This window comes from Streptomyces sp. ICC4 (genome assembly GCF_003287915.1).
In the GTDB taxonomy this organism is placed as follows: Bacteria; Actinomycetota; Actinomycetes; order Streptomycetales; family Streptomycetaceae; genus Streptomyces; species Streptomyces tritrimontium.
The window spans coordinates 8487863-8512302 of record NZ_CP030286.1 but is presented as its reverse complement, the minus strand read 5'-3'; the positions used below and the strand labels follow the sequence as shown (position 1 = coordinate 8512302).

General features: G+C 72.4%; 21 protein-coding genes and 1 pseudogene. 9 read left to right on the top strand and 13 right to left on the bottom strand.

Going from position 1 to position 24440, the window contains the following annotated elements; translation table 11 throughout:
* Positions 1-678: 678 nt before the first annotated feature.
* Together DRB89_RS39965 and DRB89_RS39955 are read right to left on the bottom strand one after the other, a co-directional pair.
* On the bottom strand, positions 679-975 hold the full coding sequence (locus DRB89_RS39965) for a hypothetical protein (RefSeq protein ID WP_112452833.1): 297 nt from the start codon (positions 973-975) through the stop codon (positions 679-681).
* Positions 976-1314: 339 nt separating this feature from the next.
* Positions 1315-2895, bottom strand: a complete 1581-nt coding sequence (locus DRB89_RS39955) for an APC family permease (RefSeq protein ID WP_112452835.1) — start codon at positions 2893-2895, stop codon at positions 1315-1317.
* A gap of 271 nt (positions 2896-3166) precedes the next feature.
* On the opposite strand from DRB89_RS39955, the gene DRB89_RS39950 reads away from it, so the two are divergent.
* A complete protein-coding gene (locus tag DRB89_RS39950; RefSeq protein ID WP_112452836.1) occupies positions 3167-4255 on the top strand; it encodes a DNA alkylation repair protein in 1089 nt (362 codons plus the stop codon).
* A 268-nt stretch (positions 4256-4523) separates the two neighbouring features.
* Here DRB89_RS39950 and DRB89_RS39945 read toward each other — a convergent pair whose 3' ends face one another.
* Positions 4524-4814 (bottom strand): ANTAR domain-containing protein, encoded by a 291-nt coding sequence (locus tag DRB89_RS39945; protein WP_343234836.1) that lies wholly within the window; start codon positions 4812-4814, stop codon positions 4524-4526.
* Between the two features lie 142 nt (positions 4815-4956).
* Between DRB89_RS39945 and DRB89_RS39940 the strand changes: the two genes are divergently transcribed.
* A complete protein-coding gene (locus DRB89_RS39940; RefSeq protein ID WP_112452796.1) occupies positions 4957-5796 on the top strand; it encodes a class II glutamine amidotransferase in 840 nt (279 codons plus the stop codon).
* Between the two features lie 124 nt (positions 5797-5920).
* Complete coding sequence (locus DRB89_RS39935; protein WP_112452795.1) at positions 5921-7108, top strand: glutamate--cysteine ligase; 1188 nt, start codon at positions 5921-5923, stop codon at positions 7106-7108.
* Positions 7109-7136: 28 nt separating this feature from the next.
* On the opposite strand, the gene DRB89_RS46175 is transcribed toward DRB89_RS39935, so the two are convergent.
* Together DRB89_RS46175 and DRB89_RS39930 are read right to left on the bottom strand one after the other, a co-directional pair.
* Positions 7137-7259 carry a hypothetical protein gene (locus DRB89_RS46175; RefSeq protein ID WP_275432057.1) on the bottom strand — a complete coding sequence of 41 codons (123 nt, stop codon included), beginning with the start codon at positions 7257-7259 and terminating at the stop codon, positions 7137-7139.
* A gap of 149 nt (positions 7260-7408) precedes the next feature.
* Positions 7409-8230: an AraC family transcriptional regulator gene (locus DRB89_RS39930; protein WP_239516617.1), complete on the bottom strand. Its 822-nt coding sequence runs from the start codon at positions 8228-8230 to the stop codon at positions 7409-7411.
* A 179-nt stretch (positions 8231-8409) separates the two neighbouring features.
* On the opposite strand from DRB89_RS39930, the gene DRB89_RS43455 reads away from it, so the two are divergent.
* The gene (locus DRB89_RS43455; RefSeq protein ID WP_162688927.1) at positions 8410-8577 is read left to right on the top strand and encodes a hypothetical protein; all 168 of its coding nucleotides are present in this window, start codon (positions 8410-8412) and stop codon (positions 8575-8577) included.
* Between the two features lie 1130 nt (positions 8578-9707).
* Positions 9708-10787: a LacI family DNA-binding transcriptional regulator gene (locus DRB89_RS39920; protein WP_112452801.1), complete on the top strand. Its 1080-nt coding sequence runs from the start codon at positions 9708-9710 to the stop codon at positions 10785-10787.
* A 400-nt stretch (positions 10788-11187) separates the two neighbouring features.
* On the opposite strand, the pseudogene DRB89_RS39915 reads toward DRB89_RS39920, so the two are convergent.
* Positions 11188-12441: pseudogene (locus tag DRB89_RS39915) on the bottom strand (glycoside hydrolase family 6 protein); the annotation flags it as partial.
* A 33-nt stretch (positions 12442-12474) separates the two neighbouring features.
* On the opposite strand from DRB89_RS39915, the gene DRB89_RS39910 reads away from it, so the two are divergent.
* Entirely contained in the window at positions 12475-13407 is a 933-nt protein-coding gene (locus tag DRB89_RS39910) for a hypothetical protein (protein ID WP_162688926.1), read from the top strand.
* Positions 13408-13434: 27 nt separating this feature from the next.
* On the opposite strand, the gene DRB89_RS39905 is transcribed toward DRB89_RS39910, so the two are convergent.
* Both DRB89_RS39905 and DRB89_RS39900 read right to left on the bottom strand, forming a co-directional pair.
* A complete protein-coding gene (locus DRB89_RS39905; RefSeq protein WP_112452804.1) occupies positions 13435-13962 on the bottom strand; it encodes a DUF6879 family protein in 528 nt (175 codons plus the stop codon).
* Between the two features lie 142 nt (positions 13963-14104).
* Positions 14105-15175, bottom strand: a complete 1071-nt coding sequence (locus DRB89_RS39900; RefSeq protein WP_112452803.1) for an ATP-dependent DNA ligase — start codon at positions 15173-15175, stop codon at positions 14105-14107.
* A 75-nt stretch (positions 15176-15250) separates the two neighbouring features.
* Here DRB89_RS39900 and ligD point away from each other — a divergent pair, with 75 nt between their 5' ends.
* Together ligD and DRB89_RS39890 are read left to right on the top strand one after the other, a co-directional pair.
* On the top strand, positions 15251-16282 hold the full coding sequence (gene ligD / locus DRB89_RS39895; RefSeq protein ID WP_112452802.1) for a non-homologous end-joining DNA ligase: 1032 nt from the start codon (positions 15251-15253) through the stop codon (positions 16280-16282).
* 519 nt (positions 16283-16801) lie between these two features.
* Positions 16802-18892: a PIG-L family deacetylase gene (locus DRB89_RS39890; RefSeq protein ID WP_112452806.1), complete on the top strand. Its 2091-nt coding sequence runs from the start codon at positions 16802-16804 to the stop codon at positions 18890-18892.
* Positions 18893-18902: 10 nt separating this feature from the next.
* Here the strand turns inward: DRB89_RS39890 and DRB89_RS39885 are convergent, their stop codons facing one another.
* On the bottom strand, positions 18903-19577 hold the full coding sequence (locus DRB89_RS39885) for a histone deacetylase (protein ID WP_112452807.1): 675 nt from the start codon (positions 19575-19577) through the stop codon (positions 18903-18905).
* A 16-nt stretch (positions 19578-19593) separates the two neighbouring features.
* Positions 19594-20304 carry a collagen-like protein gene (locus DRB89_RS39880; protein WP_112452808.1) on the bottom strand — a complete coding sequence of 237 codons (711 nt, stop codon included), beginning with the start codon at positions 20302-20304 and terminating at the stop codon, positions 19594-19596.
* Between the two features lie 117 nt (positions 20305-20421).
* Between DRB89_RS39880 and DRB89_RS39875 the strand changes: the two genes are divergently transcribed.
* On the top strand, positions 20422-20799 hold the full coding sequence (locus DRB89_RS39875) for an alpha/beta hydrolase (RefSeq protein WP_112463696.1): 378 nt from the start codon (positions 20422-20424) through the stop codon (positions 20797-20799).
* A gap of 66 nt (positions 20800-20865) precedes the next feature.
* Here DRB89_RS39875 and DRB89_RS39870 read toward each other — a convergent pair whose 3' ends face one another.
* From DRB89_RS39870 to DRB89_RS39860, 3 genes are all read right to left on the bottom strand, one after another.
* On the bottom strand, positions 20866-21591 hold the full coding sequence (locus DRB89_RS39870) for an RICIN domain-containing protein (RefSeq protein ID WP_239516615.1): 726 nt from the start codon (positions 21589-21591) through the stop codon (positions 20866-20868).
* Positions 21592-21621: 30 nt separating this feature from the next.
* On the bottom strand, positions 21622-22080 hold the full coding sequence (locus tag DRB89_RS39865) for a hypothetical protein (protein WP_162688925.1): 459 nt from the start codon (positions 22078-22080) through the stop codon (positions 21622-21624).
* Between the two features lie 228 nt (positions 22081-22308).
* Entirely contained in the window at positions 22309-24387 is a 2079-nt protein-coding gene (locus DRB89_RS39860; protein WP_112463695.1) for a discoidin domain-containing protein, read from the bottom strand.
* Positions 24388-24440 lie beyond the last annotated feature (53 nt).

Genomic DNA, 24440 nt, shown 5'->3' with positions numbered 1-24440 from the left:
CGGCGCGCAACTCGGGACTTCGCCCGCCTAACTCAGGACGAACTGCTGGTTCTCGTGGCCGTAGACGCAGACCCGGCCTGCTGCGCATACAGAGTTCGCTGGTGGCAGACCGGCAGCCCGGTCCGATGAGTGGAGATCACTCGGTAACCCATGTCAACGTAGTGGTCTGACGGAGAGCCGCAGGTCAGAGGTTGCAAATCTCGACTGTTCAACGGGGGGCTTCATGCCGCTACACAGGATCAAGGTCACCGGACTGCACGGGGACGGAACGGTATGCCCGCCGGCTCACGAGCACACGCGGGGAGGGGCCCCGCTGACCGCGGGGTGCACTGGCCGATTGCGGTACCTGGCTGCGTGCGCATGCGGAGAGTGGAGCGGAGGGTCGTCCACGAAGTCGTACGCGGCGGAGATGGGGAAGAGGCACCGCAGCGCGCAGGCCTGACCTGTAGTTCGCGGCGGGAGCGCGGGCAGGGGGAGGCCGGTGGGCACACCCGGTCAACCGGTGGCTGAGGGCATCTATTGATCAGAAACTCAAAGGGTTCTCGTTCAGGACGTAGCGGACGTGCGGGCCGCCGAAGTAGCCGCGGACGATGTGTGGTTGACGCTGGCGTCTGTGGAAGAATCTGCGGGTTTCGGCGGCGAGTGGGCTGCGGTTGGGGGGCGCGGGCCGCGGTTGGGTCAGCCGCCGACCTTCGGGGGCTTCGGTAGTCCGGCGGACAGGGCCGTTCCGGCTCCGGCGAGCGAGGCGTCGGTGGCCTTGGACGCGGATCCGGCGGCCGAGGCGGTGACCTCCACCGCGGTCTTGGCGTCCTTGATCGCGCCGCCGGGGTGGTCGACGATGTCGCCGACGCGCTGGGTGATCGGGGGCCCCTGGATGGCGGGCTCGTCGGCGGCGTGCGCGACGGCGGGGGTCAGGGCGAGGGCCGCTCCCCCGGACAGGACGAGGGCGGCGAGGCTGCGCTTGATGGCGTTCATGCCCGGCCCAACGACCCCGTGCGGCTACGGGTCACCGGTCCGCTCCCACCCGTTCCGCGATTCCGGGAATCCCCCGGGCCGAGGCGGCGTACGAGGATTACCTGAAACAGCAGGAGGAGGACCCCCGTGATGCCGACGCCCGACCGCACACCAAAGGTCGCCCGCTGGGACGACCTCGTCGAGGAGTTCACCTTCTCGCCCGCCGAGCAGGACGAGATCGACCGGGGCGCGGCGGAGATGATCGCCGTCGTGCGCGCGCACCGCCTCGCGGAGGTCCGCAAGCGGCAGCACACCACCCAGGTCCAGGTCGCGGAGGCCATGGGGGTGAACAACGGTCGGTCAGTCTTCGACGACCAGGGCCGGGGTGGACTTCGTCAGGACCTCGCCGCGGAAGAAGGCCGGGCTGCGGCGTTCGGTGACGAACATGACGGCCAGGCCGAGGGCCAGGAGGCCGACGCCGATGACGAAGACGCTGCCGACGCCGAGTCCGGGGATGGTGGAGCCGGAGCCGTAGGAGGGGTCCCAGGCGTCGTAGAGGGTCTTGAAGAAGACGGCGGCGAGCAGCAGGCCGCCGAGGACCGGGAAGACGCCCTTGAAGAAGAGGTCGCGGGCGGAGCGGCGCAGCTCGCCGCGGAAGTACCAGGCGCAGGCGAAGGCCGTGAGCGAGTAGTAGAAGCAGATCATCAGGCCGAGCGCGAAGATCGTGTCGGTGAGGACGTTCTCGCTGACCAGGGTCATCACGGTGTAGAAGCCGCCGGTCGCGACGCCCGCCATGACGGTGGCGCGGCCGGGGGTCTTGAACTTCGGGTGGACCTTGGCGTAGGAGGGCGGCAGCGCCTCGTACGTGGACATGGCCAGGACCGTGCGGGCGACCGGGATGAAGGTGGTCTGCAGGGAGGCGGTCGCGGAGGCCAGGACGGCGACGAAGAGCAGGACGCCGAGCCCCGGGCCCATGACGGGGCCGGCGAGGGCGGCGAAGACGTTGCCGGAGGTCTCCGGGTTGCCGAGGCCGAAGCCGACCGTGCCGGAGCCGACGGCCATCTGGGCGGCGATGCCGGTGGCCAGGTAGGAGCCGACGAGGACGACCATCGCGATGAGCGAGGCGCGGCCGGGGGTCTTGGTGGAGCCGGTGGTCTCCTCGTTGGTGGCCAGGCAGGCGTCCCAGCCCCAGTACATGAAGATCGAGAGCGAGAGTCCGGCGGTGAAGGCCGCCATGGACTCGACCGCGAAGGGGTTCATCCACTGCCAGGAGAAGTCCAGGCCGGTGTCGAAGGTGCCCGCGGAGGCCTTCTGGAAGGCCATCACCACGAAGATGGCGAGGACCGCGAGCTGGAGGCCGACCAGCGCGTACTGGACGCCCTTGGTGGCCGTCATGCCGCGGTAGCTGATGGCGGTCGCGACGGCGATGAGGGTGAGGCAGGTGGCGATGTGGACGAGCTTGTTGTCGTCGAGGGCGGCGATCGCCGGGTTGCCGGTGATCTCGCCGGCCAGCAGCCAGAAGTAGGAGGTGGCCACGCCGGCCAGGTTGGAGAGCACGATGATCGTGGCGATCACCAGGCCCCAGCCGCACATCCAGCCGATCCGCGGGCCGAAGGCCTTCACGGTCCAGGTGAAGGAGGTGCCGCAGTCGGGCATGGACTTGTTGAGCTCGCGGTACGCGAAGGCGACCAGCAGCATCGGGAGGAAGCCGGCCAGGAAGACGGCCGGCATCTGGACGCCGACCTCGCCGGCGGTGGACCCGAGGGTCGAGGTCAGGCAGTAGACGGGGGCGACGGTGGAGATGCCGATGACGGCGCTTCCCACCAGGCCGACCGAGCCCTTGCCCAGGCCCTTGCCGCGGACATCGCCGCCGGAGCCGCCCTCGCGGGTGGCGCCGCTTACCGTGTCTCCGACCGGGGGCCGAACGTCCAGCTGTGTCATGAGTAGGGACGTTAGATGCTGCGGTTTCCTCATCCGGAGGTCTTAAGTCCGGTAGTCCACGGGCCCAAGGCCCTTGGAATCCTGAGGTCGGGACAGTTCACGCTCCCGTAATACAAGGTTCACTCGGGCGCCCAATCTCCGTTCGGAAGGCTCGGCGCCCAAGTTTCCGGAATGCGGAAACCGTAGCCCTGCCCGTTATGTCCGATTCAAAACTTTCCCGTGCAAGTTTTCCGGCCCCCAATCCAGGGCCTCCGTCCGCCAGACTGGCCCCATGCCCACAGCCGACGAGCTCCTCAGCGCGGATACCGTCAGTAACCTGGCCCGGGTGCTCGCCCGGGCGGCCCGCGGACGCCGCTCACCCGCCCTCCTCGCCCGCGCCGCGAACCTCGACGGGCTCGGGTTCAGCACCCGCGTCACCGCCGTCCGCGACGCCGCCCTCACCGACCTCCCCGAGGACTGGCCGGCCTTCGAGGCCGTGCTGCGCACGGCACTGGAGGACCCCGCCTTCACGGGCTGGATGACCTTCCCGGTCAACGAGGCCGTCGCCGTCCGCGGACTGGCGGCCTTCGAACCGGCCCTCGCGCTGCTCCACGACCTCACGCCCCGGCTGACCGCCGAATCCGCCGTCCGCCCGTTCCTGCGCGCCGATCCCGGCCGCGCCCTGGCGGTGATCACCGGCTGGACCGCGGACCCGGACCCGCACGTCAGGCGGCTGGCGAGCGAGGGCACCCGGCCCCGGCTGCCGTGGGCCCCGCACCTGCCCGCGTTCATCGCCGACCCCCGGCCCGCCGTGCCGGTGCTCGACGCCCTGCGGCGCGACGAGTCCGAGTACGTGCGCCGCTCCGTGGCCAACCACCTCAACGACATCAGCCGCGACCACCCCGGGCTCGCCGTGGACATCGCCGCCGGCTGGCGGGCCGACCCCGCCCCGACGACGGACCGCGTCGTCCGGCACGGGCTGCGCACCCTGATCAAGGCCGGGCACCCCGGAGCACTGACCCTGCTGGGCCACGACCCGGACGCCCCGGTCACCGTGGGCGGGCCGGTGGTGACCACGCCGCGCGTCGCCGTCGGCTCGTACCTGGTCTTCGACTACGCCGTCACCCACACCGGCGCGCTCCCCGCCGAGCTGGTCATCGACTACGTGGTCCACCACGTCAAGGCCAACGGCACCCGCACGCCCAAGGTCTTCAAGCTCACCACCCGCCGCATGGCTCCCGGCGAAACCCTCACCGGCACCAAGCGGCACTCCTTCAAGCCGATCACCACCCGCCGCTACCACTCCGGCGAGCACCTGGTGCAGCTCCAGGTCAACGGCCGGGTCCGGGGCGAGGCCGGGTTCGCGCTCGACGCGGACTGAGCACGGACCGGGCACGGGAGCACGGACTGGGCGCGGCCGGCGCGGGGCGGGGCGGTCGCGCCGCCCCGCGCCCACCGACCCCACTGCCCGCGCACGCCCGCCGGCCCGCCCGCCCCAGGGGCGCCGTCGCTGGCCCGCCGGCCCGCCCGCCCCAGGGGCGCCGGCGGACAGCGAGGGCGCCGCTCCCCCCGGGGAGCGGCGCTCTCGTTTCGTGGCGGTGCACCGCGCCCGGCGCCCGCAGCTCCGGCGGCAGCCCTTACGCCGGCCCTTACGCCAGCCCCAGCGCGAAGACGGCGAACCCCGGCCCGAGCGTGATCCAGCACTCCTCGAGGAGGGTGCGGCCGCGCTCGCGGGCCCGGCCGAGGAGCATCTCGCACGCCGCGTCGGCGGAGAGCCGCTCCTGGGCCATCACCGCACCCGTGGCGCGCTCCACCACGGCCGTGGTCGCGGCGCCGCCTTCCAGGTCGGCCACTTCCGACCGGAGTCTGGCCACCACCCTGGCGAGCGCCAGCACCTCGGGTGCGGCGCCCTCACCCATCGGCGCGGCATCGCCCTTCACCCCTCGATCATGGCACGCACCTCCCCCGTCCGCCCATGTGCCGGAGGGCCCGCGGCCCCCGCGTGGCGCGCGGGCCGCGAGCCCGGCAAGATCCGGACGAGACGGACTAAGCTCGGAAAGGCCGCGAAGGGAATGGTTCGCAATGTGCCGCTGGCTCGCCTACTCGGGTTCGCCCATGCTGCTCGACGCCGTGCTCTACCGTCCGGAGCACTCGCTGATCAACCAGAGCCTCCATGCCCGGATGGGCGTCGAGACGACGAACGGCGACGGCTTCGGCCTCGGCTGGTACAGCGGGAACGGTGACGGCACGCCGGCGGTCTTCCGGGACATCGCTCCGGCCTGGAACAACCGCAACCTGCGCGAACTCGCGGCGCACGTCCGCTCGCCCCTGTTCTTCGCGCACGTGCGCGCCTCCACGGGCTCGGCCGTCCAGCAGACCAACTGTCACCCGTTCCGTCACGGCCGGTGGCTGTGGATGCACAACGGGGCCATCGCGGACTTCCACCGGCTGCAGCGGGACCTCTGCCTGGCCGTGGACCCGGCGCTCTTCCCGGCCATCGAGGGGTCCACCGACTCCGAGGTGATGTTCTACCTCGCGGTCACCTACGGGCTCGACCAGGACGTCCCGGGGGCGGTGGCCAGGATGGCGGGGCTCGTGGAGCGCCTCGGCAAGGAGCACGGCGTCGCGCAGCCGCTGCAGATGACGGTCGCGGTCAGCGACGGGGAGCGGCTCTGGGCCTTCCGGTATTCCAGCGGGGGCGCGTCCCGGTCGCTGTTCTACAGCAGCCGTGCCGAGACCGTGCGCCGCCTCCACCCGGAGGTGGAGTACCTCAAGGAGATCTCCGACGAGTCCCGCCTCGTGGTGTCCGAGCCGCTGGGGGACCTGCCGGGCGTGTGGAACGAGCTGCCCGAGGCGAGCTACACGGTGATCCCCTCCGCGCCGGACCGGGAGTGGCTCCCTTTCGTCCCGGAACCGTGCTGATGGCCGGGGGCCCCGCGTGAGCGGCGACCCGAGGGGTAGGCGCCCGTCAGCCGGATCCGATCCGGTCTGGCCGAGCACGCGAGCGACCCGCGCGAGCGGTCCCGATCCACGGAGGGGCCCGTCCATGTCACCGACCGCACTGCCGCGTTCCGCCGGGCGGGAAGGCGCCGCCCCGGCACACGACCTGCCGCCCGAGGCCGCCCCCGGCCGGGTCGCGGCGCTGACGATGGGCGTCGAGGAGGAATTCCTGCTCGTCGACCGCCGCAGCCGGGCACCGGTGGGGCGCGCGCCGCGCGTCATCGAGGCCGCGGCGCGGACGCTCGGCCCCCTGGTGCAGCAGGAGTTCTTCACCGCCCAGGTGGAGGTGTGCACCAGCCCGACGGCGAACCCGGCCGAGCTCAGGGCGGAGCTGGCCCGGCTGCGGGCCGAGCTGATCCTGGCCGCGGCCGCCGAGGACTGCCTGCTGCTGGCCTCCGGTACGCCCGTCGTACCGCCGGAGCATCCCCTGACGGTCACCCGCGACGAGCGCTACCGGAGGATGGCCTCGCATTTCGCATCGGCCATCGGGAACTTCGACCAGGCGGTGTGCGGTTGCCACATCCACATCGGGGTGAGCGGCCGGGCGCAGGCCCTCGACCTCGCGAACCGGATGCGCCCGTGGCTGCCCTCGCTCCAGGCCCTCGCCGCCAACTCCCCCTTCGACCGCGGCAAGGACTCGGGCCACGACAGCTGGCGCGCCGTCGAGTACGCCCGCTGGCCCACCGTGGGGCCCGCCCCGGTCCTGGACGAGGCGGCGTACGAACGCTGCGCCGACGAGCTCGTGCGCAGCGGGACGGTGCTCGACCGGCGGATGATCTACTGGTACGCCCGCCCGTCCGAGCACGTGCCGACCCTGGAGGTCCGCGTCGCCGACGTGAACGCCGGGCTCGACACCGTCGTGCTCCTGGCCTTGCTCGTACGGGGACTCGCCGCCACCTTGGGCACGGAGGCGGCCGACGGCGGCCCGGCCCCGGCGCCCGGGTCGGCACTGCTGCGCGAGGCGCACCGGCGCGCGGCCGTGCACGGCTTGGACGGCGAGGGCCTCGACCCGCTCAGCGGCATCTCCCTGCCGGCCTGGACCCTGGTGGCCCGGCTGCGGGAGCGGGCGGCCCCGGGGCTCGCCTCCTCCGGGGACCTGGAGCTCGTCGACACCCTCCTCGACCGGGTCCGGGCCGAGGGCAACGGGGCGACCCGGCAACGGGCCGTGTACCGGCGTCACGGACGGCTGAGCGAGGTGGTGGACCACCTCGCGGAGACCGTGGCCAGGGCCTGACGGAGCACGGGGTCGGCGGCTGTCCCGCTCAGCGGTTGTTCGGGTCCCCGCCCTCCCGGCGCCTGCGGTTGCGCCGGCCGAGGGCCCCCGCCACTCCGATCAAGGCGCCCGTGAGCGCGCCGGCCACGAGGATGCGCAGCAGGTCTTCCATCGAATGCTCCCCTCTGGGCCGGGCTCCGCCCTCGCCCAGTCAGCCCCCGCACGTGCCCGGGTGCCTGATCCACTGTGAACGGGCCCACTATCGACGGGCGCGGGGCCGTATGGCTTGGACGAATTTGACCTGTGGGCCCTCCCCGCGCCTCACGGTGCGAGGAGGGCCCCCTCCGCGACACGGGCCGCGGCCGTCCGGCCGGGTGTGGTCCCGGCCAGGGCGCGGAACTCGCGGTTGAGGTGGGCCTGGTCGTAGAAGCCGCAGGCGGCGGTCACTTCGGCGAGGTTCGGGTCGGCGCGGGTGAGCAGTCCCACGGCGTGGCGGAAGCGCAGCACGCGGGCGGAGGTCTTGGGCGTCAACCCGATCTGTTCGGTGAACCGGCGGACCAAGTGGCCCTGGCTCCAGCCCACTTCGGCGGCGATCCGGCCGACGGGGATCGCTCCGCCCGCGCGGGACAGCAGCCGCCAGGCGTGGCCCACCTCGGGTGCGGGCCGCGGGCCGCGTTCGAGCCTGGCCGACAGCGCGGCGTCCAGCAGGTCGAAGCGGGCCGCCCAGTCGCCGGCGGCCGCCAACTGCTCGACCAGCAGTCCGGCACCGGGTCCCAGGACGTCTCCGAGCTCGACCACCCGGTTGGTCAGTTCGCGCATCGGCAGGGCGAACAGCCGGTAGGCGCCCAGCGGGGTCAGCTCGAGCCGGATCGCCTCCTGGCCGCCGGGGTGGTCGCAGATCCGGGGCCCGTCCTCCAGGCCCGCGACCAGCGAGCCGGTCACCCGGTCGCCCGGGCCGGTGTCGCCCAGCCGGCGGATGCGGGCGAACGGCTCCCCCAGGCTGATCACCACGACGGCCCGCCCCGTGGGGACGAGCCGCGCCCGGTAGGGCGAGGCCGTGGCCTCCCAGTAGCCGGCGTAGCTGTACAGGACCGGCCGCAGCACGGGCGGCCACGGCCGGGTCACCCGCCACCGGTCGCCCACCCGGGTCACCTCGACTCCGCGGCCGGCCGCGCGGGCGCATGGCGCCAGACGCGGCCGCGAGGGGCACGTCACGTGTTCCCGTGTCATGCCCCCAGGGTCTCCCGGATGGCGTAGTGAGGGCAACGGACCGGGCGGACCCGGCACCCGGCACCCGGCACCCGGCACCAAGGAGGGCAGCCATGGCTGCCCTGAACCTCCTGCGCACGTCGCTCCTCGTCGCCGCCGCCGCGTCGCCCGCCTGCAGGACGCACTCCTGCCCCCGCCCCGCCCGCTTGCCCGTCAGTTCGCCCTTCGCCGCCGCCACGGCGGTGTCCCACGCCTTCTTCACGCCCGGGCTGTTCTCGTAGTCCAGCTCGCCCTTGGTGTTCGCGTACTGCACGGGCTGGCTGGAGATCACGGCGTTGAACAGGCCGCTGGCGGAGTCGTGGAAGGCGGTCCCGGCCGGGGCGTTCTTCTTGTACGCCTCGCCGGCCTGGATGAACTTCGCCCAGTCGCCGGCCCAGAGCCCCGCGACCTCGGTGCGGTCCGTCGGGAGCTTGGCCTGGGCGAAGAGGGCCTTGTTGTAGCAGATGGCCATCGGGCCGATGTCCGTGCCGAGGCCGATGACCTTGCCGTCGCCCGTGGTGGCCTGCTTGACCTTCCAGTCGACGAACGCGCCGAGGTCGGCGCCGCCCGTCTTGCCGAGGTCGGTCCACTTGTCCGCCATGGCGGGACCGGTCGCCTCCGCGATGTAGCCCACCTCCAGGGCCTGGATGTCCGCGAGCCCGCTGTCGCGCGAGAGCCGCAGCTTGAGCGTGTCCCAGTACTTCTGGCCGTCCGCGACGTTCGATTCCTCGATCTTGATGTTCGGGTGGGCCTTCTCGTACTCGGCGTAGAGCTTGGCCCCGGTCGCGTCGTCGTAGCCGAAGGAACCGAAGGTGCCGATCCGCAGCGTGATCTGCTCGCCGCCCGCCGCGCTGTCGTCCTTACCGTCGTCGCCGCCGCAACCGGTGAGCAAGGCCGCACCGGTCACGATGGCGACGGCCGCAGCGATCGCGTTGATAGCGGCGCCACGGCGTCCGCGTCCGTGTCTGCTGCTGGTAGTGCGCATTCCACTCTCCTCGTCCAAGGCGTTGCTCGTTGTGCGCCAGGGAGTTCGGCGGGCTGTTCGCGGCTCAGCGAGGGCCCTGCCCGGACCTGATGTGAAGGCCGTTGTCGCACCCCTGGATGGGAGCGCTCCCACGTCGTTGCCGGAAGGTTGCTGCCTGGCGGGTGTGAATGTCAAGAGATGAACACGAATTTATGACGCACGTGTGTCCGGTGGGGGCTCGGCCGTCAATTTGTAAACGCGGCCATGGCGCCAAAGGGAAATCGGGTCTAGTGTGGGAGCGCTCCCACGTCCTCTTCGGCACAATGTGTGCCGCCACGACTGGTGGGTCCATCAGTTTGCCTGATCACCGCATCAATCGGCTGGGCCAGACGCCCGGCGCGGAGCGCGATGTCGCGCGAGGGGAGTTCGAGAGTCGTGAGCGGACGGCAGAACGGCAGGCCCACCCTGGAAGAGGTCGCGGCCCTGGCCGGCGTCGGCCGGGGCACGGTCTCCCGGGTGATCAACGGCTCGCCGCGGGTGAGCGAGCAGGCCAAGGAGGCCGTGGCCCGCGCCGTCGCGGAGCTCGGATACGTACCCAATCAGGCGGCCCGGGCGCTGGCCGGCAGCCGGACCGACGCGGTCGCCCTGGTGATTCCGGAGGCCGAGGCCAGGGTGTTCTCGGAGCCTTACTTCCTGGACCTGATCCGCGGGGTCAGCGCCGAGCTCGCCGAAGCCGACAAGCAGTTGCTGCTCACCTTGGTCCGCACCGAGGCCGAGCGCCAGCGTTTCGAACACTATCTGGCCGCCCAGCGGGTCGACGGCGTACTGCTCGCGTCCGTCCACGGTGACGACCCGCTGCCGGACCGGATCGCACGCCTGGGGCTGCCGGTCGTCATGAACGGGCGGCGCTCCGAGGCCGAACCCGTCGCCTACGTGGACTCCGACAACATCGGCGCGGGACGGGCGGCCGTCGCCCACCTGGTGGGGCGCGGCCGCAGCAGGATCGCCACCATCAGCGGCCCGCTGGACATGTACGTCGCTCGTGCCCGTCTGGGTGGCTACCGCGCGGGGCTCGCCGAGGCCGGGATCGCGCCCGACGAGTCGCTGGTGGCGACCGCGGACTTCACCGAGGAGGGTGGCCGGGTGGCCATGCGGGATCTCCTGGAGCGCGCCCCCGGCCTGGACGCGGTCTTCGCCGCCTCCGACGTGATGGCGGCCGGCGCGCGCGGGGTACTGCGCGAGGCCGGACGTCGGATCCCCCAGGACGTGGCCCTCGTCGGGGTGGACGACTCGGTGGTTGCCCGTCTGATGGACCCGCCCCTGACGAGCGTGCGCCAGCCGATCGAGGAGATGGGCCGCACGATGACCCGGCTGATCCTCCAGAAGGTCGCAGAGGGGTCCCGGGCTGGAGCCGCACCGAGGCAGGACGCGGACGAGGAGCCGCATCGGGTCCTCCCGACGGAACTGATCGTGCGGGATTCCTCCTGAAATCGTGTCAAGTCGTTCGGAGCGTTACTAATCGGAGCGTCACTAAGGGGCGGAGCCCGTCCCCGGGCCTGCGCACGATCTTCCCGTGGTGCACGGGAAGATCGACCGTTCTCGGCAGGCCCTGATGACGCCAGGCGGCTCCACGGGACTGGAACGTGCTCGCGCGTCTCCCCAACCTGGCCTCCGTGCCGAAACGATGCGGACCGAGGGCTCCGATATTGCTTCGTATGGCCGGTGAACTGTGAAAACGCGGAACAGGTCCGGACCTGGTTCGCATGCGTAGGAGGCCTGAATCTGAGGTCGGGGACTTCTGGTTACCGGTGCCTTGCGAATGTGCCGAGGCCCGGTACGGTACGGAATCCGGGTTCCGTACCGCACCGGGCTCCTCATCAGCAGTGCATCACAGTGCCGGGTGGGCGTTCTTCATGAGCTCCTGGAACTGTGCCGAGAACCACTGGCCCGACAGCGGCGCGTTCGGGAGGGAGCCCGACATGCTGTTGCCGTTGCGCGCGTTGCCCGTGTACGTCGGGTCGCACATGCGGTCGAAACCCTTGCCCTCGTTGTTCGGGATCTCCTTGCTCGCGCCGTCCGACTCGCCCGGGGGCTTGATCCACACGTAGGCGTCGATGCCCGCGGCGGGGGCGGCCTGCGGCCGTTCGCCGAGGCCGGCTCCGGCCTGGTTGCACCAGTTGCCGAGGTGGATGCGCCGGTCGTAGCGGCCGCCGTTGACGTAGGTGTCCACGCTCGTCAGTGCACCGGGTGCGGTCGGGCGGGCGGTGCCGCCCCAGCCGTTGCGGGAGGTGTCGATGAGCATGCCGAGGTTGGCGTCGAAGCCGAGGGAGATCAGCTTGGTGCGCATGCCCTGGGCGTAAGACAGTTCGTCGGTGTAGCGGTTCCAGTCGACCCACTTCGACTGGCGTACGGAGGTGCCGTTGATCGAGTCGTCGATCTTGAAGTGGTCCTCCTTGAGGGCGCTGTAGTTGGCCGTGTTGACGATGAATCCGTGGACCTTGGCGAGCGTGGAGCCTTCGGCGGTGGCGGCCTGCTTGAACATTTCGGCGGAGGGGCCCAGGTTGTCGTCCCAGCCGAGCCAGCCGTGGTGGCCGGCGTCCACGTAGTTGTAGACGTTGGCGATGGAGCCGAGCTTGTTCAGGGCGTAGCCGACACCCTTGATGTAGTTGCCGTTGGTCTTCATCACGTCGCAGTTGGCGGTGGCCGTCGGGCGTCCGGAGACGTTGGTGACCAGGTTGGGCAACGAGTCGATCTCGACGGTGGTGACGATCCGCAGCCCCGCGTACTTGGCGTCGGCGAGGATGGCGGCGATCGGGTCGATGTAGGTGGTCTTGTACTTGTCGATCTCGGTGGGGCCCAGTTCGCCGTTGGAGGCGAGCGCGGAGCAGTCGCGTCCGGGCAGGTTGTAGATCACGAACTGGACGACCATCTCGCCGCTGCCCTTCTGGGCGAGTGCGGCGTCCAGGTGGGCGCGCAGCCCCATCCCGCCGTTGACACCCGCGATGGCGGCGGTGCGGTCCAGCCAGACAGCGGTGGGCTGGTTCGCCACCCTGCTGCCGCCCGGCTCGGCGGCGGCCTTGGCGGACCATTCGGGGTTCACGTACATCTTGGCGCCGGCGTACGGGTTGTCGGCCTTCCCGCCGGTCGGCGGTGGGGTGGCTCCGGGGCCGTGTGCGTGACCGGTGTGACCACGGAGGCCGGAGCGTACACCGGGGACCTCGTCGTGGACGCGGGGGGCCGCCGAGGCGGCGCCGAGCGGTGGCTGGCGGCCGCCGGCTGCCGGCCCGGCGTCGTGGAGCGGCACCGTACCGGCCTCGCCTACTTCTGCCGCTGGTACCGGCTGCCCGAGGGCCGGGAAGAGGGACCGCGCCGGCCGTGGGCCGTGTCCGGCGGCCCCTTCGCGGGCTGCGCGGTCTTCCCGGCCGACAACCGGGTTTTCGCGGTGGCCCTGTTCGTGCACACCGAGGACCCCACGCGCTCCGCGCTGCGCGACCCCGCCGTCTTCGAGGCCGCCGCCCGGTCCTTCCCGCCCGGCGGGGCCTGGCTGGACCTGGGAGCCGAGCCGATGTCGGAGGTGCTGGCCACGGCGGGCCTGGACAACCGCTGGAGTGCGCTGGTCGACGGGCACGGGCCGGTGGTGTGCGGGTTCGTGCCCGTCGGCGACGCCGTCACCCACACCAACCCGACCCTGGGGCAGGGCACTTCGCTGGCTTTGTGGGCCGCGAGCAGAGTGGCCCGTACGGCGCACCAGGACCCCGGATCGGTCCGGTTCGCCGCCGAATACCACGCGTGGACGGTCCGCACCCTCAAGCCCTGGTTCGACTTCCAGGTCGTCGCGGACGAGGCGATCGGGGAGCGCTTCGCGACCAGGGCCGGGCGTTCGGGGGCGGCCCGCGAGGCGGCGGCGCTGTTCGAGTGCGCGCTGGAGGACCCGGAGGTGATGCGGACGCGGGCCAGGGTCCGGCACCTGGCCGACCCCCCGGAGCGGGCCTACGCGGACCCGGAGACCAGGGCGCGGGTGGCCCGCTGGCTCGCGGAGCGCCCCGGCTACGTCCCGAACGACGCCGGCCCGAGCCGAGCGCGGTGGGAGGAGCTCACGAAGGGCTGACAGGGGCCGGGCGCTCCTCCCGCCCGGTCACCCGCCGTACTTGGCCCACCATTCCTCGAACGGCTCCGCGTGGGCGAGCGCCGTGTCCCGGTGGGCCGCGTACGCGGCGGCTTCCTCCCGCGGGCGGACATCGGGTCGTCGCAGCACCCCGGCACCGTCGTAGCGCAGGACGGCCGTGTCCGTGGAGTCGAAGAGCCAGAAGTCCGGCACGCCTGCGAGCGGGTCGGGGGCGTCCGTCACGTCCAGGATGAAGAACTCTTCCCCGCCGGTCATGCCCGTCCGGTAGCCCCATCCCAGCTCGAAGCGGAGGTACTCCGTGAGCGGGCGCTTGAGGACGTGCACGCGGTACACGCGCTTGCCCTGGTGGGCGAGGCCGCGCAGTTCCGCGACCCATGCGGCGTTGTGGCCCTCGGGCCGCGGCCGACCGGCCTGGAACGCCCGGTAGGCGTCCACGTTCCCGGAGCCGCTGTAGTCGTCCAGGGTCTCCAGGCGGAAGGCTTCGTGCCGGAACCGCTCGAAGAGCTCGGCGAGGGTGCTGGACGGGGCCAAGGCCATGCCCTTCCTGATCGGCTCGGTCGCGTGCGTTCACCCCGGATGCTCCCGAGTCGGCGACACCGCGGTCAAGGGACCGCGGCCGGCCGACGTCGGGCGGGGGTACCAGCCGGCCGGTACCAGGCGGTGGCGTCAGGCGGCGGCGTCAGGCGGTGGCGGTGCCGAGGACCTCGGCGAGGTCGTAGCCGACGACCTCCTCCAGCTGGGCGTACGTACAGCTGCCCGGCTCCCGGTCGGGGCGCATGCGGCGGAACTGCGCGGTGTGCCGGAAGCGGTCGCCCTCCATGTGGTCGTAGGCCACCTCGCAGACCCATTCGGGGCGCAGCGGGACCCAGGAGAGGTCCTTCTTCCCGGTCCAGCGGCTCTGGGCCCCGGGCAGCCGGGCGCTCTCGTGGGCCGCCTCCTCGGCCCAGGCGGACCACGGGTGGCCCTCGGGGCCGGGCATCCGGAGCGGCGCGAGCTCCTCGATCAGCTCGGCTCGGCGCTTCATGGGGAAGGCGGCGCAGACGCCCACGTGCTGGAGGGTGCCGGAGGTGTCGTACAGGCCCAGGAGCAGCGATCCGACAATCGGACCGCTCTTGTGGAAACGGAAACCCGCGATGACGGCGTCGGCCGTACGTTCGTGCTTGATCTTGAACATGAGTCGGGCGTCCGGCCGGTAGGGGAGATCGAGGGGTTTGGCGACGACCCCGTCGAGCCCGGCGCCCTCGAACCGCTCGAACCACTCCTGCGCCAGCGCGGGGTCGGTGGTCGCGGGCGCGAGATGGACGGGGGGCCGAGCGGTGGAGAGCATGCGGGTCAAGGCGGAGCGGCGGTCGGTGAGCGGCCGGTCGAGCAGGGCCTCGTCGCCCAGCGCGAGCAGATCGAAGGCGACGAAGCCGGCCGGGGTCGTCTCCGCGAGCATCTTCACGCGGGACGCGGCGGGATGGATCCGCTCGCTGAGCCGGTCGAAGTCGAGCCGTCCGCCATGGATCAGGACGATCTCCCCGTCGACGACGCAGCGGTCCGGCAGATTGGTCTTGAGCGCCGTCACCAGCTCGGGGAAGTACCTGGTCAGGCTCTTGCCCGTGCGGCTGCCGAGCTCGAGCTCGTCCCCGTCGCGGTACACGATCGCGCGGAAACCGTCCCACTTGGCCTCGTACTGCATGCCCGGCGGGATCTTGGACACCGACTTGGCGAGCATCGGCTTCACAGGTGGCATCACCGGCAGATCCATGTCTCCGATTCTGCGGTGGCACGCCCGGACGTGCTCGGTGTGCGGGCCCGGCCGGGCACGCCTACCGTGGCGCACATGGGTGCTGCGGGCAACGCGATCGAGCTTGAGGCGGGCGGCCGGAAGGTCAGGCTGTCCAGCCCCGACAAGGTGTACTTCCCGGAGCGCGGCCTCACCAAGGGGGACGTGGCCGCCTACTACCTCGCCGTCGCGGACGGGATCACCCGCGCCCTGCGGAACCGGCCCACGACCCTGGAGCGGTTCCCGGACGGGGTCGAGGGCGAGTCCTTCTTCCAGAAGCGGGCCCCGAAGAACCTGCCCGACTGGATCCCCACCGCCCACATCGCCTTCCCCAGCGGGCGCACCGCCGACGAGATCTGCCCCACCGAGCCGGCCGCCGTCCTGTGGGCCGCCAACCTGGGCTGCCTCACCTTCCACCCCTGGCCGGTGCGCCGGGAGGACACCGACCGTCCCGACGAACTGCGCATCGACCTGGACCCGCAGCCGGGCACCGACTACCACCACGCGGTCGTGGTCGCCCACGAACTGCGCGAGCTGCTGGAGGAGTTGGGCCTGCGCGGCTGGCCCAAGACCTCGGGCGGGCGGGGGCTGCACGTCTTCGTGCCGATCGCGCCCCGATGGACCTTCACGGAGGTCCGCAGGTGCGCCATCGCGATCGGCCGCGACCTGGAGAAGCGGCTGCCGGGGAAGGTCACCACCGCCTGGTGGAAGGAGGAGCGCGGCGAGCGGATCTTCGTCGACTACAACCAGACGGCCCGCGACCGCACGATCGCCTCGGCCTACTCCATCCGGCCCCGCCCGCACGCCCCGGTGTCGGCACCACTGCGCTGGGACGAGCTGGACTCGGCGGAGCCGCGCGACTTCGACATCGTGACGATGCCGGCGCGCTTCGCGGAACTGGGCGACCTGCACGCGGACATGGACGAGCACGCCTTCGCCCTGGACGCGGCCCTGGAGCTGGCGGACCGTCACGAACACGATCACGGCCTCGGCGACATGCCGTACCCCCCGGACTACCCGAAGATGCCGGGCGAGCCGAAGCGGGTCCAGCCGAGCCGGGCGAAGCACGAGGAGGAGAAGAAGGAATAGGAGAAAAAAGGAGAAGGCCGCGCGGCACCGGCATGGCATGATCGGCCGCATGAGCGAATCCTCCGTACGGAAGGGCGGCCACCGCCCCGCACCGTGAAGTGGCTGGACGAGGCCGTGGCCTCCGGCGACGCCAACACGCCCGCCCACCCGAATACACAGAGAATCGCGTGTCGGCAGCGTCAGATGTTGATAAGAGACAGGCCGTTGGGCGGGGTGACAAAGGGCACCGGTCATCGGATGGGCGACTGATCCGACGAACAGCCGCTATGGGGGCGTTTTTTGGTGCAGGGTGGGTGCGCGGTCCGGAGGAACAACCTCCGCATACCGTCCAGATACCGGTCACATCCACACACGAAGATCATGCACGGCACAATCACGAACGGTCAGTCAAGGAAACGAAGAAGTCATCGGCGAAACCGGTGAACCAACTTGCCGGGAATGGCCTCTCACTGACTGACCGACACCGACCGACCGGCTGCTCACAGGCTCTTCCCGCCGGAACGACACCAAGGCGTGCCCATGCCCGTTTCCCGCCGACGCTTCCTCCTCGCGACCGTGGTCCCGATGCTCACCATCGGGGTCACCGGCGCGCTCGCCGTGGCCTCCGGCCAGCAGACGGCCGCCGAAGCCTCCTCGGGAACGGACCCGGCCGCCCTCCGGGCGAGCACCACCGCCGGCTCGGTCGTCCAGGTCGCGGCCCACCCCGACGACGACCTGTTCTTCATGAACCCCGACCTCAGCCGCTCCCTGCTGACCGGCACCCCGCTCACCACCGTGTACCTCACCTCCGGCGAGGCCGACGGCCGCAACGAGGCCAACGGCGGCGCGGCCAAGGACCCGGAGCAGCCCGCGGACCGGGGCCACTACTCGGAGGCCCGGCAGAACGGCATACGCTCCGCCTACGCCGAGATGGCCACCGGCGACCGCACCAGCGCGTGGAAGCGCTCGGTCATACCCACCGCCGGCGGCGGCCACGCCGAGCTCGACGTCCTCGTGGCCAAGCCGCACGTCAACCTGGTGTGGCTGCAGATGCGCGAGGCCCGCGCCCCCGTCGCGGACACCCCGGACAGCCTGCACGGCCTGTGGAACGGCCGGATACCGGCGCTGGGCCCCCAGTTCGCCGCGGGCACGCCCGTCAAGCAGTCGTTCACGTACACCAAGGACCAGGCGATAGCGGCGATAGCCGGGATCTTCGAGCGGTACAAGCCGACGACGATACGGATGCAGGACCCGACGCCGGGGCGGTACGCCGAGAGCGGCCGGTACACCGACCACCAGGACCACATGTTCGGGGCGCGGTTCGCGCAGGCCGCAGCGGCCTCGTACGCCGCGCGGGTCCCGGTCGGGCAGCGGCCCCACTTCTCCGTCCAGAGCTACCTCGGCTACCACAACGGCACCCTGCCGCACACGCTGGACCCGCAGACGGCCGAGACGAAGATCGGCTACCTCAAGACCTACGCGTGGCACGACAAGCAGAACTACTGCGGCTCGTCCTCCGGTTGCGGCGACCGCAAGGTGGCGGGCAGCCCGAGCGGCCACAACTGGGCCCAGTCGCTGCGCTACGCGCGCGGGGACAACGCCTCCTGGCTGGTGCAGGGCACGACCGGCCGGCTGTACGCCTTCGCCGCCCTCGACGGCCAGATGGCCGTCTGGACCCGCGGCCCCGGCACCGGCCCCGCGGCCGCCTGGCAGGGCCCCGACCTGCTGCCGGGCACCGGCATCGACCCGGGCGCGACCACCGCCCGCTTCCCCGACGGGCGCGTCGCCGTCCTCGCCGTCCGGACCGTCTTCGGCGAGCGGCCGCAGGACTACCGGCGCGAGATCGTCTACGCCGCCCAGTCCGTGCCCGGCGGCCCGTTCGGGGAGTGGGTCTCGCTCGGCACCCCGGAGACCACCGACGAGGCCGGCACCTCGGCGATCAGCGCGCCCTCGGCGGCCGCCGACCAGGACGGCCGGCTGACCGTGTACGTCCGCGACTCCCGCCGGACCCTGCTCGCCCGCGTCCAGCAGCCCTCGGGCACCTTCGCCCCCTGGCAGCAGCTGGGCGGCAGCGACCTGCAGAGCGACCCGGTCACGGCCACCGACGCCGCCGGGCGCCGCCACCTCTACGTCGCCACCACCCAGTCCGTGCTCGCCTGGATCCAGCCCGCCCCGGGCGCCCCGCTGGCCGGGCCCTTCCCGACCGGGCTCCCCGCCACCACCGTCCCGCTGACCGCGGCCCCGGAGGCGGCGGGCGTGCGCCTGTACTTCCGGCGCCCCGACTCGGGGGTCGTGCGCACCACCCTGGTCACAGCGGGCGCCGGCACCGCGAAGCCGGCCGTCTCCAGCATCGCGGAGGCCGGCGGCCGGGCGGGCTACGGCGCGGTCGGCGTCGCGGGCCGCGTGCTGTCGGGCCGGGCCGACTCGGGCACCGTCAGCACCACGGGCCTCGGCGGCCCGCCCGCGTGGACGGAGTCCCAGATGCTGTACGCGGGCGCCCCGGCGGGCACCGTGGAACCGGGCGGCGCCACGACGACGGCGGTCCTGGGCCTGGACGCCGAACTCCACGTCACCACCGCGGTCCCCCACCCCACCCGCCTGCTCTGGCACCGGGCGATCCCCCGGGCGTAGGCCGCGGGCCTCAGCGGCACGAGCCTCCCGTGAGGAGCTCCAGGACGTGGGCCGGGGTCCAGTTCCCGGACGCGCCGGGACACGAGGACAGGTAGTCGGCGATGTCCGGCTCCGCCCAGGGACCCGATTCCAGCAGGCCGCCGGCCAGGTGGCGCAGGTAGGCGGCGGCCGGCATCAGCGGCTCGACGTCCCGGAGGGTCCACGGAGCGGTGAAGGTCAGCAACGGGATGCCCCCGATCGTCCCCGGGCAGATCAGCGTCTCGTAGCGTCCCGGCCCCAACTCGGCCCGCCCCAGCCGCAGGACCGCGGTCAGGTCCAGGTCGGCGCCCGGCTCCTCGTACATCTCCTGGGCGGCGATGTCGGAGAGCTGGCCCACGCTCACGAGGTGGGCGCGCGCCCGCGTGCGGCCGGGCGCCGTCGGGTCGTAGAAGCCCCGGCCCCCGGTCCACACCGGGGATTCGGTGGCGAAGTAGAGGCGTCCCGCGAGCTCGACGGCGATGGACCGTTCGGGCGCGCGCCGGTCCCGGCAGCCGGGATACGTGCGCGCGCCGCCGTGCGGCCGCCCACCGCCGATGTAGGCGGCGAGCCGGTCCAAGTGCATGTTGGACCCGTAGGACGCGTACCAGACGCGCCCGGGGCCCCCGGCGCCTTCGCCGCCGAGGGGAACCGCGGTGTGGACGACCATGCTCCCTTTCCCACTCCTACGGCGCGAGCAACTCCGCCTGAAGCAGGGGGGCCAGGTTCCGGCCGTCCGCCGATGTCAGGCCCAGCGAGGACGCGGCGAACGCGGTGGAATGGGCCGCGTGGAGGGAGATCACGTCACCGGCGTTCAGCGGAACGATCGTGGACACGTCCTGCGAGATTTTGAAGTTGTCCCCGAGGTCCGCCGTGTCCTGCACGTCGTAGGCGACGGCATCTCCGTTGACGTTGATGAACAGCTCGCGCCCCCTGTCGACGTCCTCGGTGAACTGCCAGGACAGCACTCCCCGGAGAAGGTAGCGCCCAGGAGTCTTGACGACCAGGGTCGACGTGGGCGCGTCGAACATCGTGTCCGTGTCGTAGGTGACGCCGTCGAATGTGATCTGGACCGCGGTGTTGCGAGCGATGGCCTGGTTCGCGCGGGCGTAGACGCTCGCGCCGACGTGGACCGCGTTCCCGGCGGGCCCCGTGGCACCGGCGGGCCCCGCCGGACCCACGGCACCGGGGGCACCGGGCGTGCCGGGCTCGCCCTGCGCACCGTCCGCACCGGCGGGCCCCATCGGACCGATCGACCCAGGCGGACCCGCGGCGCCCGGGGTGCCCGGGGTGCCGGCCGCACCGGTCTGCCCGGCCGGACCCATGGCGCCCGGGGTGCCGGGCTCGCCCGGCGCACCGTCCGCACCCGGCGCACCGGTCTGCCCGGCCGGACCCATGGTGCCCGGGGTGCCCGGGGTGCCGGGCTCGCCCTGTGGACCGCGCGGGCCCGTCGGGCCGGTGGCGCCGGCCGGACCCCGCGGGCCCGTCGGACCCCTCCTGCAGTTGCCCCTGTCGTGCTGAACTTCCCCTACACCGCCCCCACCCGCGAGGAACTCCTCGCCGGCTGCGGCCCCCTCGCCCCGGTCGTGGCTCCGGCGCTGCGCCGGCTGCCCGACGGATCCGGCTGGCGCCTGCCCTTCCACCCGGGGGACACCGTCGACTCCGAGGACCTCGTCCACGGCGACCACTGGAAGCAGTGGCTCGCCACCGACTGCCCGGCCCTGCTGGTCCACGGCCTGCGCAGCCAGGTCCTGCCCGCCGAGCAGGCGCTGGACATGGTCGGCCGGCGCCACGGGACGACGTACCGGCCCCTGGACACCGACCACTTCGTCGCGCTGGGCGACCCGGAGGGCTTCGCGGCCGCCGTGCGGGAGTTCCTCGCCGGCGTCTGAACCGTCCGTCCGCCTGTCCGCTCGTCTGCCTGTCCGCTCGTCTGCCTGTCCGCCCGCCCGCCCGGCTCAGGGGGCGAGGTGCCACCACTGGTCGGCGTACTCCTCCCCGCACGAGGCCTGTTGCGCCGGGTGGGCCGGCTCGTGACCCTGCACCACAAGGCACTTGGCGTTCCCGGTGCTGCGCAGTACGAAGTGCCCGGCCCGGCCGCCGGTTCCCCACAGCAGTTGCCAGCGCAGTCCGTCCTGCCGGCCCGTGCAGGCCAACTGGCGCGCGGGGGCGAAGTTCTCCAGGCCCTCCACCGTCACGCACCGGCCGCTGTGCGCGTTGCGCAGGGTGCGGGTGGCGCCGCCGTCCTGCGTGGCCAGCGTCCAGGTCCGGTCCGCGGCGCCGGTGCAAGAGTCCTGCACGGGTACGAGGCCTTCCTCGACGCCGGGCACGCGCAGGCACAACCCGCTGTCGCCGTTGACCAGTTGCCCGCTGAGCACCGACGCGTCCGCCCCGGCGCTGCCCGGCGGAGCCGTGCCCGGAGCCGTGCCCGGCGCTCCGCCCGGCGCCGTGGTCGAGCTCTCCGCGGGACGCCCGGCGTCGTCCGTGCCCGGGCCGTCGCCGCCCACCCGGACGGCGATCAGGGTGGCCACGCACACCAGCGCGACCGCGCAGGCCGAGATGACGCCCGTCCGGGTCCGGTGCTCGTGGATGTTGACCTGGACGTTCTCGTTGCCGCGCTGCACCCCGGCCGGCCGGTGGAAGGTGTCCTCGCGGTGGCCCTCATCGCGCGGGCCGTCACCCACCCCCGTCACCCCCGCCGGGCCCGGAGCCCGTCACGGGCGGGAGTCGAACCGGTTCACCTGGACGTTGCCGTCCCCGGTCTGGACCGCCGCCTGGTCGTGGAACACGTTTCCCGTGACGCCGCCGGCCACCGGGCCCACGGCCCGCGCGGCCTCGTCGAGCAGCGCGCGGAGCTGCGCCGCGGCAGCCGCCCGCTCGCGCGGTTCCAACTGCTCCAGCAGATCCTCGACACGGGTCCGCCAGGCAGCGCCGTGCCTCGTCCGCTCCTCGCCCGCGGAGCCCTGCGGCCCGTCACCGGCCGGCCCGCCCGCGGCGAGGTCCGCCGCGGTCCGGTCCAGGCGTGCCAACTGGGCGCTCTCCTGTCGCCCGTCCCCGCGGCCCAGCAGCCGGGCCAGCCCGCTGCGCACCGCCGTCCACGCATCGGTCCCGGCGGCCTGTACGACGCCCGACCCCACCGAAGCCGCCAGCGCGACCATCGCCCCGTCCAGCAAGACCCTCCCCCTTCGCCGTCCCCGCGCAGTGCCGCCACGGTAGCCCCGCCCACCGCGGCCGCGACAGCCGTACGGGCGCCGGATCCGGCCGAGTTCGGGCCCCGAACACGCCACCGCGGCCCGGCCGCCCCGTCATCGAGACGGGGCGGCCGGGCCGGTACGGAGGGCCGGCCGGGTCAGGTCGACCGGTGCTCCGCGTTCAGTACCGCGCCGGCGTACGGGTCGCGGTCAGCTGTAGACGCCGAACTCGTAGAGCGAGTACCCCCATCCGGTGCCGCGCGCGGTCAGGTTCAGCCGCACGTGGCGGGCGGTCGACGACACGTTGATCGTGTCGATGTCGCCGTTGCCGGTCGTGGTGGTGTGGACGGTGCGCCAGTTGGTGCCGTCGTCGGAGAGCTGCACCTCGTAGGACTTGGCGTAGGCGGGGTCCCAGACCAGCTGAAGGGTGCGGATCGCGGTGGAGGCGCCGAGGTCCACCCGGATCCACTGCGGGTCGGCCCAGTCGCTGGCCCAGCGGGTACCGGCCTTGCCGTCGGTCGCGTTGCCCGGCGAGCAGGGGCAGTCACCGTACTGCGCCTGGAAGGAGGAGGCGGTGGTCGGCTTGTTGAGCGCCACGTTGGTGCCGCTCACGGGCGGCGTGACCACCTTGACCGACTTGGTCTCGATGCCCGCGTTGCCGCGGCCGTCCTCGGCCTGGACGTACACCTTCCAGACTCCGAGCTTCTCGGGCGCGGTGACCGCGAAGGTCCCGTTGCCCGTCGCGCGCCACTGCGCCTCGACCAGGCGCTTGTCGCCGTTCGCGTAGTTGCCGCTGAGGAAGATCTTGTACGTCAGCGGGTCGTTCTGCGGGTCGCTGATGTTGGCGCGGACGGTGAACTCGCCGCCCGCCGGCGCCTGCGAGGCCTGGTCGACGACCATGTTGCTGATGACCGGCGGCGTGTTGTCACCCGCGGTCGACCCCGTGTAGGCCTTCTTCACCGCGTAGTACGACAGCCGCTTGAGGCCGTCGGGCAGCAGGTTGAACCAGATGCCCCCGAAGTCGTGCTCGATGCCGTAGTGGAACATCGTCGCTCCCAGGGCCACGCCCTGGTGACCGGTGATGCAGTTCCAGGCGGTGGTGTATCCCTCGGCGGTCTGGACGTCGGTCTTCTGGTCGGGGATGCCGTTCGCGTCGTTCGGCACCTCCCACTCGCCGGCCGGTCCCGTCTCGGTGATGATGTAGGGCTTGTTGTAGCCGCCGTCCACCCAGTCCTGGCGCACGCCGCAGATGTCGCCGTAGGAGTTCATCGAGTACAGGTCGAGGTCGGGGGCGTTGCGCTTGTAGTACGGCCACGCGCCGGTCCACGCGTCGGTCGAGGTGACCGGGTGGTCCGGGTCGATGGAGTGGATCTTCTTCGCGACGTCGTTCACGAAGGTCGTGTACGCGTTGCGCTGCGCCTCCAGCTCGGTGCCGCCGTAGCAGTTCTGCAGGCCGAGGACGGACTCGTTGCCGACGTTCCACATCAGCGTGGCCGGGTGGGACTTGTAGGTGTCCACCCACTTCGCGAACTCGGTCAGCATGTTGCTCTTGTACGCCGCGTCCGTCACGTAGTTGACGCAGCCGCCGGAGCCGGGGCCGCCGCCGGGCTGCAGCCAGAACCCGTTGATGACCCGGATCCCGTTCGCCGCGGCCGTGTCGAGCAGGGGCTTGCTCGACGCGTCCGTGCCCCAGGTGCGGATGGTGTTGACGCCCATGGACTTCACGTCGGGCATGTACTTCGGGGCGTCCGCGAAGGACGGACCCCAGGTGAGGCCCTTGACGGTGTACGGCTGCCCGCCCACGGTCAGCTGCCAGTTGCCCTGGGAGCCGGCCACGCGCACGGCGCCCTGGGCCGGGGGCTCTCCCGAGGTGGTGCCGTAGACCTGGAACTCCCAGAGGGAGTAGCCGTAACCGCCGGAGCGGACCAGGCCGTTCATCCGGACGTAGCGGCCGCTGCCGGAGAGGGCGATCTCGTCGGTGCCGCCGTCGCTGCCGGTGACGGTCTTGGCGGTGCGCCAGTTCGTCCCGTCGTCCGAGACCTGGATCTCGTAGTTCTTGCCGAACGGGCCCTCCCAGGTGAGGACGGCGCGGCTGAGGCCGCGGCTCGCGCCGAGGTCGACCTGGATCCATTCGGCGTCGCGCCACTGGCTGGCCCAGCGGGTGCCGGTGAGGTTCCCGTCGAAGGCGGCGGACGCGGAGTAGCCCTCGCCCTCCTGGGAGGAGGCGGTGGCCGGCTTGCCCTGGGAGAGCAGGGTCTCCGCGGCGCCCGCGGCCGGCGCGGAGACCAGCGTGAGGGTGGAGGCGAGGAGGGTGCCCCACCCCCTTTCTCCCCTCTAGGAGC

What these genes read in the sequence shown, in the direction of transcription:
- DRB89_RS39965 (WP_112452833.1), bottom strand. Translation starts at nt 975, where the DNA reads ATGAACGCCATCAAGCGCAGCCTCGCCGCCCTCGTCCTGTCCGGGGGA.
- DRB89_RS39955 (WP_112452835.1), bottom strand. Translation starts at nt 2,895, where the DNA reads ATGACACAGCTGGACGTTCGGCCCCCGGTCGGAGACACGGTAAGCGGC.
- DRB89_RS39950 (WP_112452836.1), top strand. Translation starts at nt 3,167, where the DNA reads ATGCCCACAGCCGACGAGCTCCTCAGCGCGGATACCGTCAGTAACCTG.
- DRB89_RS39940 (WP_112452796.1), top strand. Translation starts at nt 4,957, where the DNA reads ATGTGCCGCTGGCTCGCCTACTCGGGTTCGCCCATGCTGCTCGACGCC.
- DRB89_RS39935 (WP_112452795.1), top strand. Translation starts at nt 5,921, where the DNA reads ATGTCACCGACCGCACTGCCGCGTTCCGCCGGGCGGGAAGGCGCCGCC.
- DRB89_RS46175 (WP_275432057.1), bottom strand. Translation starts at nt 7,259, where the DNA reads ATGGAAGACCTGCTGCGCATCCTCGTGGCCGGCGCGCTCACGGGCGCC.
- DRB89_RS43455 (WP_162688927.1), top strand. Translation starts at nt 8,410, where the DNA reads ATGGCTGCCCTGAACCTCCTGCGCACGTCGCTCCTCGTCGCCGCCGCC.
- DRB89_RS39920 (WP_112452801.1), top strand. Translation starts at nt 9,708, where the DNA reads ATGTCGCGCGAGGGGAGTTCGAGAGTCGTGAGCGGACGGCAGAACGGC.
- DRB89_RS39905 (WP_112452804.1), bottom strand. Translation starts at nt 13,962, where the DNA reads ATGGCCTTGGCCCCGTCCAGCACCCTCGCCGAGCTCTTCGAGCGGTTC.
- DRB89_RS39900 (WP_112452803.1), bottom strand. Translation starts at nt 15,175, where the DNA reads ATGGATCTGCCGGTGATGCCACCTGTGAAGCCGATGCTCGCCAAGTCG.
- ligD (WP_112452802.1), top strand. Translation starts at nt 15,251, where the DNA reads ATGGGTGCTGCGGGCAACGCGATCGAGCTTGAGGCGGGCGGCCGGAAG.
- DRB89_RS39890 (WP_112452806.1), top strand. Translation starts at nt 16,802, where the DNA reads ATGCCCGTTTCCCGCCGACGCTTCCTCCTCGCGACCGTGGTCCCGATG.
- DRB89_RS39885 (WP_112452807.1), bottom strand. Translation starts at nt 19,577, where the DNA reads ATGGTCGTCCACACCGCGGTTCCCCTCGGCGGCGAAGGCGCCGGGGGC.
- DRB89_RS39880 (WP_112452808.1), bottom strand. Translation starts at nt 20,304, where the DNA reads ATGGGTCCGGCCGGGCAGACCGGTGCGCCGGGTGCGGACGGTGCGCCG.